Origin of the sequence: Aminobacter sp. BE322 (assembly GCF_050433525.1) — a bacterium.
GTDB lineage: Bacteria > Pseudomonadota > Alphaproteobacteria > Rhizobiales > Rhizobiaceae > Aminobacter.
The window spans coordinates 528,171-543,739 of sequence record NZ_JBNPXB010000001.1 but is presented as its reverse complement, the minus strand read 5'-3'; the positions used below and the strand labels follow the sequence as shown (position 1 = coordinate 543,739).

The window sequence follows — 15,569 nt, the reverse complement described above, 5'->3', positions numbered from 1 at the left end:
TGCGTCACATAAAGATATGTTTATGTCTTTTGGCAAGAGATAAGCCGATGCACGTGACGCTCGATACGATGGTAGATACCTTGAAGGCGGCAGCCGAATCCAGCCGCCTGCGCATCCTGACGCTGCTTTCCCGCGGCGACCTGACGGTGTCCGATCTTACCGAGATCCTCGGCCAGTCGCAGCCGCGCGTATCGCGTCACCTCAAGCTCCTGCTCGAGGCAGGGCTGATCGACCGCTACCAGGAGGGTTCCTGGGCGTTCTTCCGGCTTTCGGATGCGGATCAGGAGCGAGGTTTCGTGCAGGGGCTGGTCTCCGGCATCGACAGGGGCGATGGCCAGGTGACGCGCGACCTGGAGCGGCTCGACGACGTCAAGCGCCGGCGGCAGGAGCGGGCGGCCCACTATTTCAGCGCCAATGCGGCGAGCTGGGACGAGATCCGTTCGCTGCACGCGCCGGACCGCGCGGTCGAGGCGGCCCTGCTCAAGCTCGTCGGCAAGCGACCGTTCCAGTCGATGCTCGACCTCGGCACCGGCACCGGGCGCCTGCTCGAGATCTTTTCGCCGCTCTACCGCCGCGGCGTCGGCATCGACATGTCGCGCGAGATGCTGACCGTCGCCCGCGCCAATCTCGACAAGGCCGGCATCGCCAACGCACAGGTGCGCCAGGGCGACATCTTCTCGCCGCCGGTCGAGCGCGATGCCTTCGACCTCGTCACCATCCACCAGGTGCTGCACTATCTGGACGACCCGGCCCGCGCCATCCAGGAGGCGGCGCGCCTGCTGCGCCCCGCGGGGCGGCTGGTGATCGTCGACTTCGCTCCGCACGGGCTCGACTTCTTGCGCTCCGAGCATGCGCACCAGCGGCTCGGCTTCTCCGACCGGCAGATCGCCGACTGGCTTGCCGAGGCCGGCCTGGAGCTCGAGGAGACGCAGGAGTTCGAGCCGCGCAGTTCGGCCAAGGCGAGCCTGACGGTGAAGCTCTGGCTTGCACGCGACAAGCGCCTGTTGATCGCCGACCCCAATCCTGAAATCCAAGCCGCGAGGGAAACCGCCTGATGAACCAGTACAATCTTTCCAGGCGCTCCGACATCGGCAACAAGATCCGCGTTTCCTTCGAGTTCTTCCCGCCCAAGAACGACGACATGGAGGCGCGGCTGTGGGACACGGTGACCCGGCTGGAGCCGCTCAGGCCGCAGTTCGTGTCGGTGACCTACGGCGCCGGCGGCACGACGCGCGAACGCACGGCCCGCACCGTCAAGCGCATCCTCGAGGAAACGACGCTGACGCCGGCGGCGCATATGACCTGCGTGGACGCCACCCGCGAGCAGGTGGACCAGGTGATCGCGGAGTTCGCGGCGATGGGCGTGAGCCGCTTCGTGGCGCTGCGCGGCGACCCGGCCGAGGGCGTGGGCGCGGCCTACCAGCCGCATCCTGGCGGCTATGCCAACGGCGCCGAGCTCGTCGGCGCGCTGAAGGCCCAGGGCGACTTCGACATCTCGGTATCGGCCTATCCGGAAAAGCACCCCGAGAGCCCCGACTTCGCCACCGATTTCGACATGCTCAAGCGCAAGGTCGACAATGGCGCGACGCGGGCGATCACCCAGTTCTTCTTCGACAACGACCTCTACGAGCGCTATGTCGAGCGCGCCCGCAAGGCCGGCATCTACATTCCGATCGTGCCGGGTGTGCTGCCGGTCCACAGCTTCGCCCAAGTGGCCAACTTTTCGGCCCGCTGCGGCGCGCATGTGCCGAAGTGGATCGCCGAGCGCTTCGAGGGGCTGGACAAGGACCCGCAGACGCATGCGCTGGTGGCGTCGGCTGTGGCTGTCGAGCAGGTGTTGGACCTCGTCGAGCGCGGCGTCAACGACTTCCACTTCTACACCATGAACCGGGCCGACCTGGTGGTCGCCGTGTGCCACATGATCGGGATCCGGCCGCAGGCGGCGGTGCAGGGCTCGGCCGCGGCCTGAGGGCGCGGCCCCGAATCAAAAAGGCCGGGAGGGTGATCCCGGCCTTTTCGAAGCTTCCACCTTGGAGGTGTCATCGTCTTCCGCCGTCGAGCGGCCTTATGGAAGAACTCCAACAATCAGCGCGGCAATGAAGGCAAAGGCCGCGCAAATCATGAGTGCATTGATTGACCTAGTCAGTCCCATGCATAGCCTCCTCTTTGCAAGCCACAGGGCGGAATCTAGGGGCATTTCGGCCACACACAAGAAAAAAATGTGCTGCATTGCGACAGGATTATGAGAAAAACGACAAATTTATTCCGCTTAGCCTTTGGATTTGTTCGGTAAATGCGGCGGTTACGGTTGTGGAGAAATTGTGGCTAATCGATTAGCCACACCAGTGACGTGCGTCCCGTCGGGCGCGCAAAAAGGGACGCCGCAGCAATCTTGAATTGTGCTTGATCGGGGTCATGCCCCCGCCGCCTGGCGGCGCCTGAACAGGCGTCCGTCGATGGTGACCAGCCCAAGAGCGATCAGCGCCATGCCGCCCATCTCGAACAGCTCCAGCCGCTCGCCGAGGAACGTCACCGACAGCAGCATGGCGCTCGCCGGCACGATCAGCGTCACCAGCGAGGTGTTGGTGGCGCCGGCCGAGGCGACCAGCTTGAAGAACAGGATGTAGGCGAAGGCGGTGGCCACCAGGGCAAGCGCCAGCGTGGCGAGCCAGGCATTGGCGCTGGCCGAGAACAGGTTCGTGGTGCCGTAGGTCGCGAGCACGACGGGGACCATGATGATGGTGGATGCCGTCATCTGGCCGGTGGCGATGATCGCCGGAGGAACGCCGCGCAGCCGGCGGGCGACCATCAGCGCAAACGCATAGGAAAGCGACGCGCCGACGAGCGCGAACTTGGCCCAGACCGGTCCGCCGAGGCCGGCGACGATGCCCGGACCGACCATGACGGCGGTGCCGGCGATGCCGAGCGCAGTGCCGGCGAGCTTGTTCCAGTTGAGCTTCTCGTCGCTGGTGAAGGCGTTGGCCACGATCAGCGTCCAGAACGGGGTGGTGGCGTTGAGGACCGAGGCGAGGCCGGCGCCGATCTCGGTCTGGCCGATGCTGATCAGCGAAAACGGGACGACGTTGTTGAGCAGCGCCAGGAAAAAAAGGATGCCGGCGTGGGGCAGGGCCAGCCGGAAGGACGGGCCGCGCAGGAGCAGGAAGAGGTGAAGGGCAGTTCCGGCGATCAGCACCCGGAACATCACCAGTTTGAGCGGCGGGATCTCGGGGACGGCGATGGCGACGCAGAAGAACGACCCGCCCCAGATCGCTCCCAGCAGCAGCAGCCTTGCCCAGTCGCGCGCACTCATGTCGAATCCCTTCTTCGCTTCGTCACATTCGACCGCTAAGCGCATTTCACCGGTAGGGCCACCCGATTCCAGCAGCCTGACGCAACGCTCCTGCCAAACTCTTCGGCCAGATCTGCTCAGGTTGCATCGCGGTTCGCTTGGGTTAGATTCCAGCCGGCAGACGAGGAGCTTCCATGCAGCGATTCGAGAATGCACGCGAGGCAGCCCTCGCTCTCCGCCCCGATGCCCCGGTCTATTGCTTCCGGCCGGAAGTGCTGAAGACGGATGCCCGCGCCTTCATGGAGATGTTTCCGGGCAAGACCGCCTATGCGGTGAAGACCAACGGCGAACTGATCGTGCTGAAGGCGCTGGTCGAGGCCGGGGTGACGGCCTTCGACGTCGCCTCTCCGGGCGAGTTCGCCGCGGTGCGCGAGGTCTCGAAGGACGCCGAGATGCTCTACATGCATCCGGTCAAGGCGCAGTCGGACATCAGGCTGGCGCTCGAGACCTACGGCATCCGCGTCATCTCGGTCGACCACGAGGACGAGATCAACAAGCTGAACCGCGTCGTGCGCGCGCTCGACATCGACCCGGGCGCGATCTCGGTATTCGTACGGGTGCAGACCAAGGGCTCGGCGGCCTACGAGCTGTCGAAGAAATTCGGGGCGGGGCCGGCCAATGCGGTCGAACTGGCCGAGCGGCTGAACCGCAACGGCTACAAGGTCGGCCTGTGCTTCCACGTCGGCAGCCAGATCGAGGACCCCGACACCTACGAGCGGGCGCTGGCTTCGGTCGACTGGGTGCGCAACCGGGTGAGCTTCGACCTCGCCGGCCTCGACGTCGGCGGCGGATTTCCGGCCGAATACGGCCACGACCCGAACAGCCGCAAGCCGGCCATGCCGTCGATCGGGCAGATCATGTCGCGCTTCCGCGCCGACCTGAAGGAATACGGCTTCGACGAGATGCCGCTGGTGGCGGAGCCTGGCCGCGTGATCGTGGCGCGCTGCCTGTCGCTGATCGTGCGCGTGCTGTTGCGCAAAGGGCGGCGGCTCTACATCAACGACGGCATCTGGGCATCGCTGTCGGATTCATGGACCGGCAAGATCACGCTGCCGGCGCGCTTCATCCCGGATCCTGCGATCCGCACGCGCAATGGCGATGCCGGCAACATCGTGCCGTTCAAGGTGTGCGGGGCGACCTGCGATTCCGTCGACATCCTGTCGCGGCCGTTCTGGCTGCCCGAGACCATCGACACCGGCGACTGGATCGAGATCGGCCATATCGGCGCCTATTCGCTGTCGCTGCGGACGCGCTTCAACGGCTTCTACCCCGACACCTTCGTGGAGGTGACCACGCCGTTCGACGAGGGCGAGGCGCCGCAAGGGTTTGCCAGCCTCGAGACGATGGCGGCGGAGTGAGGGACGGAGCGAGTAGTGAGCAGTAAGTAGAGATCGATCAGATTGACGGCATCTGCGCGCCATCAATCCCTCTCACTACTCACTACTCACTACTCACTCACAGATTCGCCAACAGCTCCTGCGTCGGCCAGCCGTCGACCGGCAGCTTGAGGCGCATCTGCTCCTGGCGGATGGCCTCGCGGGTGTTGGTGCCGAGGATGCCGTCGATGCCGCCGACGTCATAGCCCTTGTCGGCGAGCTTCTGCTGCAGCGCCTTCATCGCCTCGCCGGTGAGTCCCGCGTCGGGGTTGCCGAGGCCGAAGGCGGGCTGGCCGGCGAGCCGGGCGGCGAGGTGCGCGGCGGTCAAGGTGTAGGTGGCCGACTGGTTCCACTGAAGATAGACGTCGTAATTGTCATAGGCCAGGAAGGCCGGTCCCTTGCGGCCCATCGGCAGCACGACGCCGGCCTTCAGACCGTTGTCCTGGAGCGGGCTGCCGTCGCGGTTGGTGACTCCCATCTTCGCCCATTCGGCGAGGGGCAGCTTGTTGGTTCGGCCGGTCATTTCCCAGGCCATCTCGGCGGGAACGCGAACCTCCTCGATCCAGGGCTGGCCGCGCTTCCAGCCGCGCGACTCGATCTTGCGCGCGGTGGTCAGGATGACGTCGGCGGGCGTGTTGCGCAGGTCGACGATGCCGTCGCCGTCGGCGTCGACGCCGCGCGCCAGATAGTCGGACGGCAGGATCTGGGTCTGGCCGATCTCGCCGGCCCAGGCGCCCTTGACGTCGGCCGGAACCACCCCGCGGTCGATCAGCGTGAGCAGCGGCACGACCTGCGGCCTAAACAGGTCCGGGCGGCGGCAATCATGCGCCAGCGTGACCAGCGCGTTCAGCGAGTTGAAATTGCCCTGGACCGCGCCGAAGTCGGTCTCCAGCGCCCAGAAGGCCGCGACCACCGGGCCGGGCACGCCGTAGTCCTGCTCCCCCTTGGCGAAGTACTGGGCATATTTCTGCAGGTTGGCGGCGCCGTTCTTGAGCCGATAGCCGCTGATCATGCGGTCGGAGAACTGCGCGAAGGTCTGCGAGAAGACGCCCTGGGCACGGTCGCGCTCCAGCACCTTCGGATCGAGCGTTGCCGAGCCAAGCGCGGCAAGGCCCTTTTCGCCGACGCCTGCGGCGCGCGCCTCGTTGGCGAGGTTCTGCTTCCAGGTGGCGAAGTCGTCGCCGCATTCCTGGGCAATTGCCGGCAGTGTGGTGGCGGTGACGAGGAGGGCGGCGAGTGCTTTGCTGAGCAGTTTCATGGGCAGAGGTCTCTTGCTTTGCCTGGCAGATTCCATTCATGCCCGCGCCAGATGGCGAAAAGCGGGCAAGACGGCAGGCTGGATGGCTTGGCGGACTTCTACAAGAGCGGGGTTGGATCCGCACTCCCTCTTGTTGTCGCATCTGCCATGCGAAATGTGGTGAGCAGGGCGGCGGGACGTCCGCGCCCTACCGTGTGTTCACCGCGAGCCACTTCTTCCAGGCCTGCTCGCTGCCGTTGAAGACGTTGATGTCGGCATTGCCGCTTATGCCGGGCACCACGCCGGTGCCGGTGTACTGCCAGAAGGTGAAGGGATGGTCGCCGTATTTCTGGGTCGGATGGCCGGCGACGGAGCGCAGCCAGTAGGGGTAGCCGCGGAAGGTCGCGAGGTCGTTGTCGTCGAAGAAGTCGACGGAGGTGTAGATGATCGGCTTCTTGCCGTAATATTTCTCGACGATGTCGAGGAAGATCTTCATCTCGCTGCGCACGGTTGTTGCGGGCGGCCTGAGCTTGCAGCTCGGCGAATCCGGGTTCCACTCCATGTCGAGGATGGGCGGCAGCGCCGAGGCCTCGTTGGGCACGTTCTGGATGAACCAGCGCGCCTGTTCGGCGGCCGGGCGGCAGAAATAGTAGAAGTGGTAGGCGCCGCGCGGAACGCCGGCTGCCCTGGTGGCACGCCAGTGCTCGGCGAAATAGTCGTCGATGCGGTCGCCGCCTTCGGTCGCCTTGATGAAGGCAAACGAGATACCGCTGCCCCTGGCGGTCTGCCAGTCGATCGAGGTCTGGTATTTCGAGACGTCGGTGCCGTGGATGGCGTAGGTCCAGGGCGCGCCGCTGTCCCACTGGTGCGGATCGCTGTCGCTGAAGCGCGGGTTCTTGACCGAGACGCCGGCGAGCGTGGACGATTTGCCGGAAGGCGCAAGGGACAGGGTGTCAGCGGTCGAGCAGGCGCCGAGGAAGGCGAGCAGCAAAAGGGCCGAAGGGCTGCGCATCAGGTCTCCTTGGGACCGGCGCAACCGGTCGAACCAACTGGCTTGGGGCTGGTCCTGACGACCAATCAGATTTTCGCTGGATGGCGGTTCCCCACGAGACCGCATATCCCCTCCCTGTCTCGCCGATCATGGTTGATAAACCGTTGATCCCGCTCGACAGCCTTCGAGATTTGCGGAAGGAATGACGGCATTTCGATGGCGCGGGGGCGCGAGGGGGAGCGATGCGAAAGGCAGGCAGGATAGCGAGGTGGCTCGCGGCTTTGCTGGGCCTGGCGGCGGCGGGACTTTTCGGCTGGCTCTACTTCGCCCCGCCGGAACTGATCCGGGTCGGCTCCGGCTATGCCGCCAAGATCGTCTGCTCCAACGTCTTCATCGCCGGCCGCGACGCGAACCAGGTGCTGGCCGACGACGTGCAGGCGCCCGGACACCCGCTGCTGAGGCTGATGTCGGTCGATGTCGACGAAAGCGCCGGCACGGTGCGCGCCGGGCTCTTCGGGCTGTTCGGCAGGGGGCTGGCGATCGCCCAGGACGGGGCCGGATGCACGAACGTTCCGGATGGCGACATTGCCTCGGCCAAGCTCGGGCCGGTGCCGGTCGCGGCCGCACCCGACACGGACGCGCTGTGGCCCGAGGGCGAGCGGGTCGAGCCGTCGCAGGCGCCCGAGGTCGGCGCGGTCCTCGACGATGCCGGCCTGGTGGGCCCCGGGATGAGGGCGATCGTCGTGGTGAAGGACGGCCGGATCGTCGGCGAGCGCTACGGCGAGGGCTTCAGCCAGGCTACGCCGCTGCTCGGCTGGTCGATGACCAAGACGGTCACGGCCGCGATCATCGGCACGCTGGTGGGCGAGGGCAGGATGTCGGTCGACAAGACCGGGCTGTTCGAAGCCTGGAAGGCCAACGGACGCGCCAGGATCAGCCTTGCCGACCTGATGGCGATGTCGAGCGGGCTGGCCTTCAACGAGGACTACGGCGACGTCACCGACGTCACGCGCATGCTCTACCTCGAAACCGACATGGCGGGCTTCGCGGCGGCCAAGCCGCTCGCAGGCGAGACCGGCAAGGTGTTTTCCTATTCCAGCGGCACGACGCTGCTGTTGTCGCGTCTGTGGCAGGAGGCGGTGGGCGACAAGGCCATGGCACTGGCCTGGCCGCGCGAAAGGCTGTTCGGGCCGGCGGGCATGAAGAGCGCGGTGCTGGAGGCCGATGCGAGCGGCACCTTCGCCGGCTCGTCCTACATGTATGCCAGCGCGCATGACTGGGCACGCTTCGGCCAGTTGCTGCTGCAGGACGGCACTTGGGACGGGAACCGCATCCTGCCGGAGGGGTTCGTGGCGTGGATGCGCGAGGCGGCACCCGCCTCGAACGGCGAATACGGCCGCGGCCAGCTGTGGCTGCGGGGACCGGAAGGCGGCTCGCCGCCCGGCGAAAATCCCGACACGGGCTTCGACCTGCCGGCGGACACCTTCTGGATGCAAGGCCATGACGGGCAGAGCGTGGCGATCGTGCCGTCGCAAAGGCTGGTGGTGGTGCGGATGGGGCTGACGCCGTCGACGCTGCACTACAAGCCGCAGGCGATGCTGGCGGCGCTGGTGGCGGCGCTCAATTAGCCCCCGGCCCGTCGACGACGACGAGCCAGGCATAGCCGCGGTAGAGCGCCGAGAAGTGCGGATTGCGTCCCAGGGCGAGGGCCTGGCGGCCGACCTCGGAGAGCAACGTCTCGCGCGGGGAGACGTGGAATTTCGCGAGCCAGCCGCGCAGGAGCGTTCGAAACCAACCCGGAAGCCGTTCCTGCTGGCCGAAGTCGACGATGTGGAGGGAGCCGTCGGCGGCGTTCAGCGCGGCTGCCACCGCACGTTCCCAGCCGGGGATCATCGACAGCGAATAGGAAACGAAGACCCGGTCGAAGCCGCTGCGGCCGAACAGCGCCTTGGCGTCGAAGGCGGTGGCGTCGGCCTGGGCGAGCGTGATGCGGTCGGACAGGCCGGCCCGGGCAATCGAGGCCCGTGCCGTCGCCAGCATCTCGGCGGAGATGTCGAGGCCGTAGCAATGCGCGTCGGGGAAGCGGCGGGCGGCAAGGATGAGATTGCGGCCGGTGCCGCAGCCGAGCTCGAGTACCGTGCCGCCGGCCGGAGGGTCGAGTTCGGCGATCATGCGGTCGCGGCCGAGCAGGTAATATTTGCGCGTCAGGTCGTAGATGTGGCGCTGGTGCCGGTAGACCCGATCCATGAGGCCGGAATGGGCGGACGAGAAATCGGAGGCGCTCATGCGGGCTTCTTCACGTAGAGGTGGAAACCGCCATAGATGGCCGAGCGGTCGCGGGCGGTGAAGTCGCGCGACTGCGCCTCCTCGTAGCTCCACTGGTCGAGCAGCGCGGGCGACAGCCGGCCGGGCAGCAGGCTCGGTTCGGCGGCGGTCCGGAAGATCACCCGGGCACCCGGCGCCGCGGTACGGCTGATCTCGGCCCAGAGGGCGTTGAGCTGGGCATCGCTCATCCAGTCCTGGGCGTCGAGAAGCACGAAACGGTCGACGGATGCGGCTTCCCGGGCTGCGAGGTGCTCGGTGAAGTTGGCGTGGTGGATGGCGACGCGGTCGACGTTGCCGCGGATCGTGGCGTAGTTCGCCTGTTCGAGATAGGCGGGCAGGGCCGCCTCGCCAGGCTTCGGATAGCGCCGGGCGAAGGCCTGCCAGGCGAAGTAGTTGTCCTCGAGCGGGAAGTCGCAGGCGAGCTTTTCGAGACGGGCCTTGAGCACGCCGGCCATGGAGCCGTCGCCCGAGGTCAGCAGCGAGTCGTACTGGGCGGGCGGAATGCCGAGGCCAAAGAGCGAGGCCTTGCGCGACGTGACCCAGCGCAGCATACGCCGCTCGAACACCGGGGCGAGCCGCTCGTCGAAGAAGCGGCGCTGTGCCTCGCGGCCGCCGGCAAGCATGATGCCGGACGGATCGACGCCGTAGAGCTTGGCGACGCCGTGGCCGGCGGCGATGAACAGGCCAAGCAGGCCGGTTCGGTAGAAATTGCCGTCGAAGGTGGCGATGCGGCGCCGGCCGCGCCAGTCGCGGCGCTCCCAGTAGCTGCGGCTCGTGGCGTCGAGCTGGGGCGCTATGAAGCGGTCGTAGGCCTGCGAATTATGCGCGACGCCGGCCTCGCCGAAAAAACGGAACAGGTCGGAATGGGAGGGCAGGTGGCGGACCGCCGCCAGCTTCATCCGGTTCAGCGCGATGTGGGCGGCGTTGAGGTCGACGGCATCGATACGTACGGGCGAGCGCGTCAGATAGGCGAGGATGTTGCAGCCGCCGGAGGCGATGGTGACGATGCTGTGGCCCTCGGAGAGCTGCATCGCCTCCATGTCGACTTCCGGGTCCTCCCATATCTGCGGGTAGACGAGGCCCGAGAACAGCAGGGCGAAGAGCCGTTCCGAAATGCCGGCCTTGGAAAGCGGGCGGTTCTGGTAGACCGCCTTTCCGACTTTCCTGCCGCGACGAAAGACGAGTTCTCCGGAAACGTCGGTCATGGAAATGCGATTCCCCACTTCGTTGCTGGGCGCAGCGGGTAGCGCACCGGCATGACAGCGCGGTGACGGAGCAATGACGGCCACGCGACAGCCGGCCGGCGGGGCCAACAATGTGACAGGCGGTCACCGAACGTTATGAAACTGCATGCCGGGCGCCGCATTGTTTGTCCGACTGCCCGCTTGGCGGGCGTGTCACTGAAAGGAGAGATCATGAGGAACATCATTCTGGCGTCGGTCGCGGCGATCGCACTGCTGGGCGTTGCCGCCTGCAGCGACACGGACAACACCACCACGCAGAGCGTGGACCAGCCGCCGGCAACGACCGAGCAGCCGGCGCCGCAGACCGGCGCCGGCGGCGCCATGCAGGGCAGCGAACCGACGCAGCCCAAGCCGGTGCAGCCGGATGCCTCCGGGCAGTAGCCAACGGTGGGTGGCAGGAAGGGCCGGAACTCAGTCTCCGGCCTTTTTCGTTCAGCGCGACACGCGGGCCCGCCGCCCTAGTGCGACGATGGCAATGACGCCGAGCGCGAACAACACGGTCTGCGCGCCGACATGTTCGCCAAGCAGGAAGGCGGAGATGGCAAGCGTGACGAAGGACTGCAGCAGCTGAACCTGGCTGACGCGGGCGATGCCGCCCATGCCGAGCCCGACGTTCCAGGCGAAGAAGCCGAGGAACATCGAGCCGAAGCCGAGATAGAAGAACGCGAAGGTCTCCGCCGAGGAGGCCTGGGCAAAGGCCTGATCCCAGCTCCAGATCGCCGCGGGAATGGAGATCGGCGCGGTCAGGATAAGGGACCAGCAGATCACTTCCCAGCCGGGCATGTGGCGCGACAGTTTGCCCGAGACGACGTAGCCGAGGCTTGCCGAGATGGCTGCGAGCAGCAGGAACAGGTCGCCGAGGGTGAGCGTCATGCCGTTGTCGCGCATGGCGAAGGCTATCACCAGTGCCGCGCCTGATATCCCGCAGAGCCAGAAGAACGCCGACGGCCGCTCGCCGCCGATGATCGCGGCAAAGATGCTGGTGGTGAGCGGCAGGACGCCGAGCACGACGCCGCCATGGGAAGCGGGCACGGTCTGCATGGCGATCGACGAGAAGATCGGGAAGCCGAAGACGAGCAGCAGGCCGGCAAGGAACAGCGCCGGCGCGTCTCGCCTGGGGAAGCGCTTGCGCAGCACCAAGAGCAGCGCCGCTGCCGCGATCGAGGCCATGGCGGCGCGGCCGTAGGTGATGAACCAGGGCGAAAAGGTGCCCAGCGCCACGCGTGTCGCCGGCAGGGTTCCGCCGAAGATGAACACCCCCAACGCGCCCAATGCGAGGCCGATCGTCTCGCGCGAAACGGCCGATGTCGGCGGGTTGGGGTTGCGTGCATCCATGGGCGCCACAGTTAGCGGGCCCCGGACGGCGCGTCGTGCAATTTCGGTTGGTCCAGAATTATGGTCCAGAGGCTGCCGGCACCCGTCGCCGACAAAGTTGCCGGGCGCGCAAGTTGGCATCTCGCCTTCGCGAGTGTTTCATCCTAAGAAGCTGGCCATGTCGATTTGGGACCGTCTCGGCGACTTTGTCGCGCGTATCTCGGCAACAGCAGCGAACGGCGTCGCAGACGTCGTGGAGGCCGTCCGGACAATCTTCTCGGGCGATGCCGAACTGCGCCGGCGCGTCGCCTTTTCGGTGGCGATGATCGCGCTTTCGGCCAAGATGGCCAAGGCCGACGGCATCGTGTCGCAGGACGAGATCCGGGCCTTCTACGAGATATTCACGGTGCCGCCGAAGCATGCGCGCGACGTGGCGCGCCTCTACAACATCGCCCAGCAGGACGTTGCCGGCTACGAGATCTACGCCCAGCGCATGGCGCGCCTGTGCGGCTCCGGCCACCCCAATTGCGGCATGCTGGAGGACATACTCGACGGGCTGTTCCACATCGCCAAGGCGGACGGGATGATGCACCAGCGCGAGGGGACGTTCCTGCACCACGTCTCGCAGATCTTCCGCATCGAGGAGGCCCACTACCAGACCATCCTGGCACGCCATCTCGACCTCGGCGAAACCGATCCCTACCGCGTCCTCGGCATCGAGCGGGGACAGCCGTTCGAGGACGTGCGCAGGCACTATCGCAAGCTCGTCGCCAACAACCACCCGGACCGGCTGATCGCACGCGGACTGCCCGAGGAATTCATCCGCATCGCCACCACGCGCATCGCCGCCATCAACGCGGCCTACGAGATGATCGAAAAGGGGCTCCGGCACGTATGAGCGGTTTTTCGCCCGATCATCGGCACGCGGACGTGCGCGTCTCGCCCAATTTCGGGCCGCGCCGCGAGAGCGTCAAACCCGACATGATCGTGCTGCACTACACCGGCATGGAGACGGGGGCGGGCGCCGAAGCCTGGCTGTGCGACCCGGTTAGCGAAGTCTCCTCGCATTATCTCGTCCACGAGGACGGGCGCATCGTCCAGATGGTCCGGGAAGGCGACCGCGCCTGGCATGCCGGCAAGAGCTCCTGGAGCGGCCAGTCCGACATCAACTCCTGCTCGATCGGCATCGAGATCGTCAATCCGGGCCATGCCTTCGGCTACCCGGCCTTTCCGAAGCGCCAGATCGGTGCCGTCATCGAACTCTGCCGTGGCATCATCGCGCGCCACGCGGTCGCGCCGCAGCGCGTGCTGGCTCATTCGGACGTGGCGCTCGGCCGCAAGATCGACCCCGGCGAGAAGTTCCCGTGGCGCGCGCTGTTCGAAGCCGGCGTAGGGCATTGGGTCGCACCTTCGCCGCGCAACGGGCGCGCCGGCCTGAAACCGGGCGATGCCGGAGAGACGGTGGAGGAGCTGCAGTCGATGCTGGCGCTCTACGGCTACGGGGTCGAGATCACCGGCCGGTTCGACGAGCTGACCGAGACCACGGTGCAGGCATTTCAACGACATTTCCGGACGCGCTGCGTCGACGGCGTCGCCGACGCCTCGACGCTGTCGACGCTCAGGCGGCTGATCGCCGAGCTTCCCGAAGGCCTTGACCAATAAAGCGATGTGATTCGCATAGTTACATATTGTAACTTAATGTGACTTGCCGCGCCTTTTTTCCCGCCAGTTCGCCCGGCAAATGCATCGCCGTGCAAGGCGCCGGGCAAATCCTGCCAACGCTCCGAAGAGAGCCCCCGGCGTTTAGGAAGGGATGCTGCGCGATACTGTTCGCGCGGCCTGTCGAGAACAAGGATAACATGAAGAATTTGACCGTTGTTGCGGTGGCATTAGCCGCCGGCCTGACTTCTTTTGCCGCTCACGCCCAGGAAGGCGCCGTCAGGGCCTCCAAGACGATCATCGAACAGACCGCCAAGAACAAGAACGCCAAGGCCGAAGCCAAGAAGGCCGACGATTGCCCCTATCTGTTCGGCTGCTCGAAGAAGGCTGAGATCGATACGTTCACCACGGCATCCATCGGCGCCAAGGGCGCCAAGACCGTCAAGGAGCAGGCCGCCAAGTCCGCCAAGGCCACCAAGACTGCCGCCTCTGGCAAGCCCTTTGGCGACATCGTCGCCCGCTACGCCTCCGCCTACGGCGTCCCGGTATCGCTCGCCCATGCCGTCATCAGCGTGGAGAGCAACTACCGCCCGAACACGCGCGGCAGGGCCGGCGAGATCGGGCTGATGCAGATCAAGCCGGCGACGGCGCGCATGATGGGCTACAGCGGCTCCGCCAAGGGGCTGTTCAACCCCGAGACCAACATCAAGTTCGGCATGCTGTACCTGGCCAAGGCGCACGAACTGAGCGGCGGCACCACCTGCGGCACGATCCTCAAGTACAATGCCGGCCACGGCGCCAAGCGCATGAACCCGGTCTCGGCCGCCTACTGCAAGAAGGTCCAGTCCCGCCTGGCCGGTGCCTGATGGAAAGCAGCCAGGGCTGAGGTGCGCGAAGCGCCGACGTTTTTGGTTGCGTTTTCCGGCACAAATCCCTTTATACGCCTTGCCAGCTGGCCGGGCGGCCGCACCTGCGAAGCCGAAAGGCTGCAGGTGAGGAAAGTCCGGGCTCCATGGAGACACGGTGCCGGTTAATGGCCGGCGGGGGCGACCCCAGGGAAAGTGCCACAGAAAGCAAACCGCCGCGGGTTTCCGCGGCAAGGGTGAAAGGGTGGGGTAAGAGCCCACCGCGCGACTGGCAACAGGAGCGGCACGGTAAACCCCACCGGGAGCAAAACCGAATAGGGGCGGTGCGAGGGGAAACCCTCAGGGCTGTTTCCGGCCTGCCGCCCGGGTTGGTTGCGTGAGGCGTGCAGCAATGCCCGTCCAAGAAGAATGGCCGCCACGTTCCCGTGCCGCGAGGCGCGGGGGCCATACAGAACCCGGCTTACAGGCCAGCTGGCGCTGCCTGTTTTCCAACTTGGCCGTGCAAGCGAATTGTCCTGCGGGCACCAGGTTTTGCGACACCTGGGCGGATGCCCCGCCGCCTGCGTGCCCGGGCGCTTGTCTGCGGTGCGATTTATTCGTACCATCTCCAATCATCAGGAGGCGCGGCATGGGCCACATCGACAAGCGCAGCATCACGCTTTCGCCCGAGCTGGCGGCCGCCGTCGACGGTGCCGTCGAGGCCGGCGAATACGCCTCCGCCAGCGAGGTGATCCGCGACGCTCTCAGGCTGTGGAAGGAACGGCGCGAACTCTACGGCTATACGCTCGAGGAGCTTCGCGCGCTGGTGCAGGAGGGCATCGACAGCGGGCCGGGACAATTCGACACGATGGATCAGCTCAAGGCCGAAGCGCGCAAGCGATTGGCTCAAACCAGATCTTGAGGCAGGCAGGTGCGCATCAGACGGACCGCCAAGGCGGAAGCGGATCTGCTCGCAATCTGGTGCTACATCGCGGCCGACAACGAAGCCGCCGCCGATCGTCTGCTCGACCGTTTCGAGTTGAGGTGGAATGCCTTGGCGCATCATCCGTCACTCGGCCGGACGTGCAGCGACATAGCCGAAGGCGTCCGGTGTCTCGGAGAGGGCGAATATCTGATCTTCTGTCGCGTGGCGGAAGAGAGTGTGGATATCCTTCGCGTGCTGCACGGCCGCCGCAACATTACCGGCGACGACCTCTCGTCCTGATCGC

Annotated in this window: 16 protein-coding genes and 1 other RNA gene; 11 read left to right on the top strand and 6 right to left on the bottom strand. The window is 66.1% G+C overall.

Going from position 1 to position 15,569, the window contains the following annotated elements:
- Positions 1-47: 47 nt before the first annotated feature.
- Positions 48-1,055, top strand: coding sequence for an ArsR/SmtB family transcription factor (locus tag J2X50_RS02680; RefSeq protein WP_429091208.1), 1,008 nt, complete (start codon positions 48-50; stop codon positions 1,053-1,055).
- On the top strand, positions 1,055-1,969 hold the full coding sequence (gene metF / locus J2X50_RS02675; RefSeq protein WP_429091206.1) for a methylenetetrahydrofolate reductase [NAD(P)H]: 915 nt from the start codon (positions 1,055-1,057) through the stop codon (positions 1,967-1,969). Before J2X50_RS02680 ends, metF begins: the two co-directional genes overlap by 1 nt.
- Positions 1,970-2,413: 444 nt before the next feature.
- Here metF and J2X50_RS02670 read toward each other — a convergent pair whose 3' ends face one another.
- Complete coding sequence (locus J2X50_RS02670; RefSeq protein WP_429091204.1) at positions 2,414-3,310, bottom strand: DMT family transporter; 897 nt, start codon at positions 3,308-3,310, stop codon at positions 2,414-2,416.
- 173 nt (positions 3,311-3,483) lie between these two features.
- On the opposite strand from J2X50_RS02670, the gene J2X50_RS02665 reads away from it, so the two are divergent.
- Positions 3,484-4,707, top strand: a complete 1,224-nt coding sequence (locus tag J2X50_RS02665; RefSeq protein ID WP_429091202.1) for an alanine racemase — start codon at positions 3,484-3,486, stop codon at positions 4,705-4,707.
- 97 nt (positions 4,708-4,804) lie between these two features.
- Here the strand turns inward: J2X50_RS02665 and J2X50_RS02660 are convergent, their stop codons facing one another.
- The gene (locus tag J2X50_RS02660) at positions 4,805-5,983 is read right to left on the bottom strand and encodes a lytic murein transglycosylase (RefSeq protein WP_429091201.1); all 1,179 of its coding nucleotides are present in this window, start codon (positions 5,981-5,983) and stop codon (positions 4,805-4,807) included.
- Positions 5,984-6,170: 187 nt separating this feature from the next.
- The gene (locus tag J2X50_RS02655; protein ID WP_429091199.1) at positions 6,171-6,974 is read right to left on the bottom strand and encodes a glycoside hydrolase family 25 protein; all 804 of its coding nucleotides are present in this window, start codon (positions 6,972-6,974) and stop codon (positions 6,171-6,173) included.
- A 221-nt stretch (positions 6,975-7,195) separates the two neighbouring features.
- On the opposite strand from J2X50_RS02655, the gene J2X50_RS02650 reads away from it, so the two are divergent.
- A complete protein-coding gene (locus tag J2X50_RS02650) occupies positions 7,196-8,581 on the top strand; it encodes a serine hydrolase domain-containing protein (RefSeq protein WP_429091197.1) in 1,386 nt (461 codons plus the stop codon).
- Here the strand turns inward: J2X50_RS02650 and J2X50_RS02645 are convergent.
- Both J2X50_RS02645 and J2X50_RS02640 read right to left on the bottom strand, forming a co-directional pair.
- The gene (locus J2X50_RS02645) at positions 8,574-9,239 is read right to left on the bottom strand and encodes a class I SAM-dependent methyltransferase (RefSeq protein ID WP_429091195.1); all 666 of its coding nucleotides are present in this window, start codon (positions 9,237-9,239) and stop codon (positions 8,574-8,576) included. The genes J2X50_RS02650 and J2X50_RS02645 overlap by 8 nt on opposite strands.
- Entirely contained in the window at positions 9,236-10,483 is a 1,248-nt protein-coding gene (locus tag J2X50_RS02640) for a DUF3419 family protein (protein ID WP_429091194.1), read from the bottom strand. Before J2X50_RS02640 ends, J2X50_RS02645 begins: the two co-directional genes overlap by 4 nt.
- A gap of 210 nt (positions 10,484-10,693) precedes the next feature.
- Between J2X50_RS02640 and J2X50_RS02635 the strand changes: the two genes are divergently transcribed.
- Positions 10,694-10,903 carry a hypothetical protein gene (locus tag J2X50_RS02635; RefSeq protein ID WP_429091192.1) on the top strand — a complete coding sequence of 70 codons (210 nt, stop codon included), beginning with the start codon at positions 10,694-10,696 and terminating at the stop codon, positions 10,901-10,903.
- Positions 10,904-10,954: 51 nt separating this feature from the next.
- Here the strand turns inward: J2X50_RS02635 and J2X50_RS02630 are convergent, their stop codons facing one another.
- Positions 10,955-11,857: a DMT family transporter gene (locus J2X50_RS02630; RefSeq protein ID WP_429091191.1), complete on the bottom strand. Its 903-nt coding sequence runs from the start codon at positions 11,855-11,857 to the stop codon at positions 10,955-10,957.
- Between the two features lie 157 nt (positions 11,858-12,014).
- Here J2X50_RS02630 and J2X50_RS02625 point away from each other — a divergent pair, with 157 nt between their 5' ends.
- The 6 genes from J2X50_RS02625 to J2X50_RS02600 all read left to right on the top strand — a co-directional run bounded on the left by J2X50_RS02625 (position 12,015) and on the right by J2X50_RS02600 (position 15,565).
- Entirely contained in the window at positions 12,015-12,734 is a 720-nt protein-coding gene (locus tag J2X50_RS02625) for a TerB family tellurite resistance protein (RefSeq protein WP_429091189.1), read from the top strand.
- Complete coding sequence (locus J2X50_RS02620; RefSeq protein WP_429091187.1) at positions 12,731-13,498, top strand: peptidoglycan recognition protein family protein; 768 nt, start codon at positions 12,731-12,733, stop codon at positions 13,496-13,498. The genes J2X50_RS02625 and J2X50_RS02620 overlap by 4 nt, the downstream gene beginning before the upstream one ends.
- 197 nt (positions 13,499-13,695) lie before the next feature.
- Positions 13,696-14,361, top strand: coding sequence for a lytic transglycosylase domain-containing protein (locus tag J2X50_RS02615; protein ID WP_429091185.1), 666 nt, complete (start codon positions 13,696-13,698; stop codon positions 14,359-14,361).
- A gap of 82 nt (positions 14,362-14,443) precedes the next feature.
- Positions 14,444-14,840: RNase P RNA component class A (rnpB, locus tag J2X50_RS02610), an RNA gene on the top strand.
- A 149-nt stretch (positions 14,841-14,989) separates the two neighbouring features.
- Complete coding sequence (locus tag J2X50_RS02605; protein ID WP_429091183.1) at positions 14,990-15,262, top strand: type II toxin-antitoxin system ParD family antitoxin; 273 nt, start codon at positions 14,990-14,992, stop codon at positions 15,260-15,262.
- Between the two features lie 9 nt (positions 15,263-15,271).
- Positions 15,272-15,565 carry a type II toxin-antitoxin system RelE/ParE family toxin gene (locus J2X50_RS02600; protein WP_429091181.1) on the top strand — a complete coding sequence of 98 codons (294 nt, stop codon included), beginning with the start codon at positions 15,272-15,274 and terminating at the stop codon, positions 15,563-15,565.
- Positions 15,566-15,569: the final 4 nt, after the last annotated feature.

Coding starts and splice junctions, on each gene's coding strand:
- J2X50_RS02680 (WP_429091208.1), top strand. CDS start 48: ATGCACGTGACGCTCGATACGATGGTAGATACCTTGAAGGCGGCAGCC.
- metF (WP_429091206.1), top strand. CDS start 1,055: ATGAACCAGTACAATCTTTCCAGGCGCTCCGACATCGGCAACAAGATC.
- J2X50_RS02670 (WP_429091204.1), bottom strand. CDS start 3,310: ATGAGTGCGCGCGACTGGGCAAGGCTGCTGCTGCTGGGAGCGATCTGG.
- J2X50_RS02665 (WP_429091202.1), top strand. CDS start 3,484: ATGCAGCGATTCGAGAATGCACGCGAGGCAGCCCTCGCTCTCCGCCCC.
- J2X50_RS02660 (WP_429091201.1), bottom strand. CDS start 5,983: ATGAAACTGCTCAGCAAAGCACTCGCCGCCCTCCTCGTCACCGCCACC.
- J2X50_RS02655 (WP_429091199.1), bottom strand. CDS start 6,974: ATGCGCAGCCCTTCGGCCCTTTTGCTGCTCGCCTTCCTCGGCGCCTGC.
- J2X50_RS02650 (WP_429091197.1), top strand. CDS start 7,196: ATGCGAAAGGCAGGCAGGATAGCGAGGTGGCTCGCGGCTTTGCTGGGC.
- J2X50_RS02645 (WP_429091195.1), bottom strand. CDS start 9,239: ATGAGCGCCTCCGATTTCTCGTCCGCCCATTCCGGCCTCATGGATCGG.
- J2X50_RS02640 (WP_429091194.1), bottom strand. CDS start 10,483: ATGACCGACGTTTCCGGAGAACTCGTCTTTCGTCGCGGCAGGAAAGTC.
- J2X50_RS02635 (WP_429091192.1), top strand. CDS start 10,694: ATGAGGAACATCATTCTGGCGTCGGTCGCGGCGATCGCACTGCTGGGC.
- J2X50_RS02630 (WP_429091191.1), bottom strand. CDS start 11,857: ATGGATGCACGCAACCCCAACCCGCCGACATCGGCCGTTTCGCGCGAG.
- J2X50_RS02625 (WP_429091189.1), top strand. CDS start 12,015: ATGTCGATTTGGGACCGTCTCGGCGACTTTGTCGCGCGTATCTCGGCA.
- J2X50_RS02620 (WP_429091187.1), top strand. CDS start 12,731: ATGAGCGGTTTTTCGCCCGATCATCGGCACGCGGACGTGCGCGTCTCG.
- J2X50_RS02615 (WP_429091185.1), top strand. CDS start 13,696: ATGAAGAATTTGACCGTTGTTGCGGTGGCATTAGCCGCCGGCCTGACT.
- J2X50_RS02605 (WP_429091183.1), top strand. CDS start 14,990: ATGGGCCACATCGACAAGCGCAGCATCACGCTTTCGCCCGAGCTGGCG.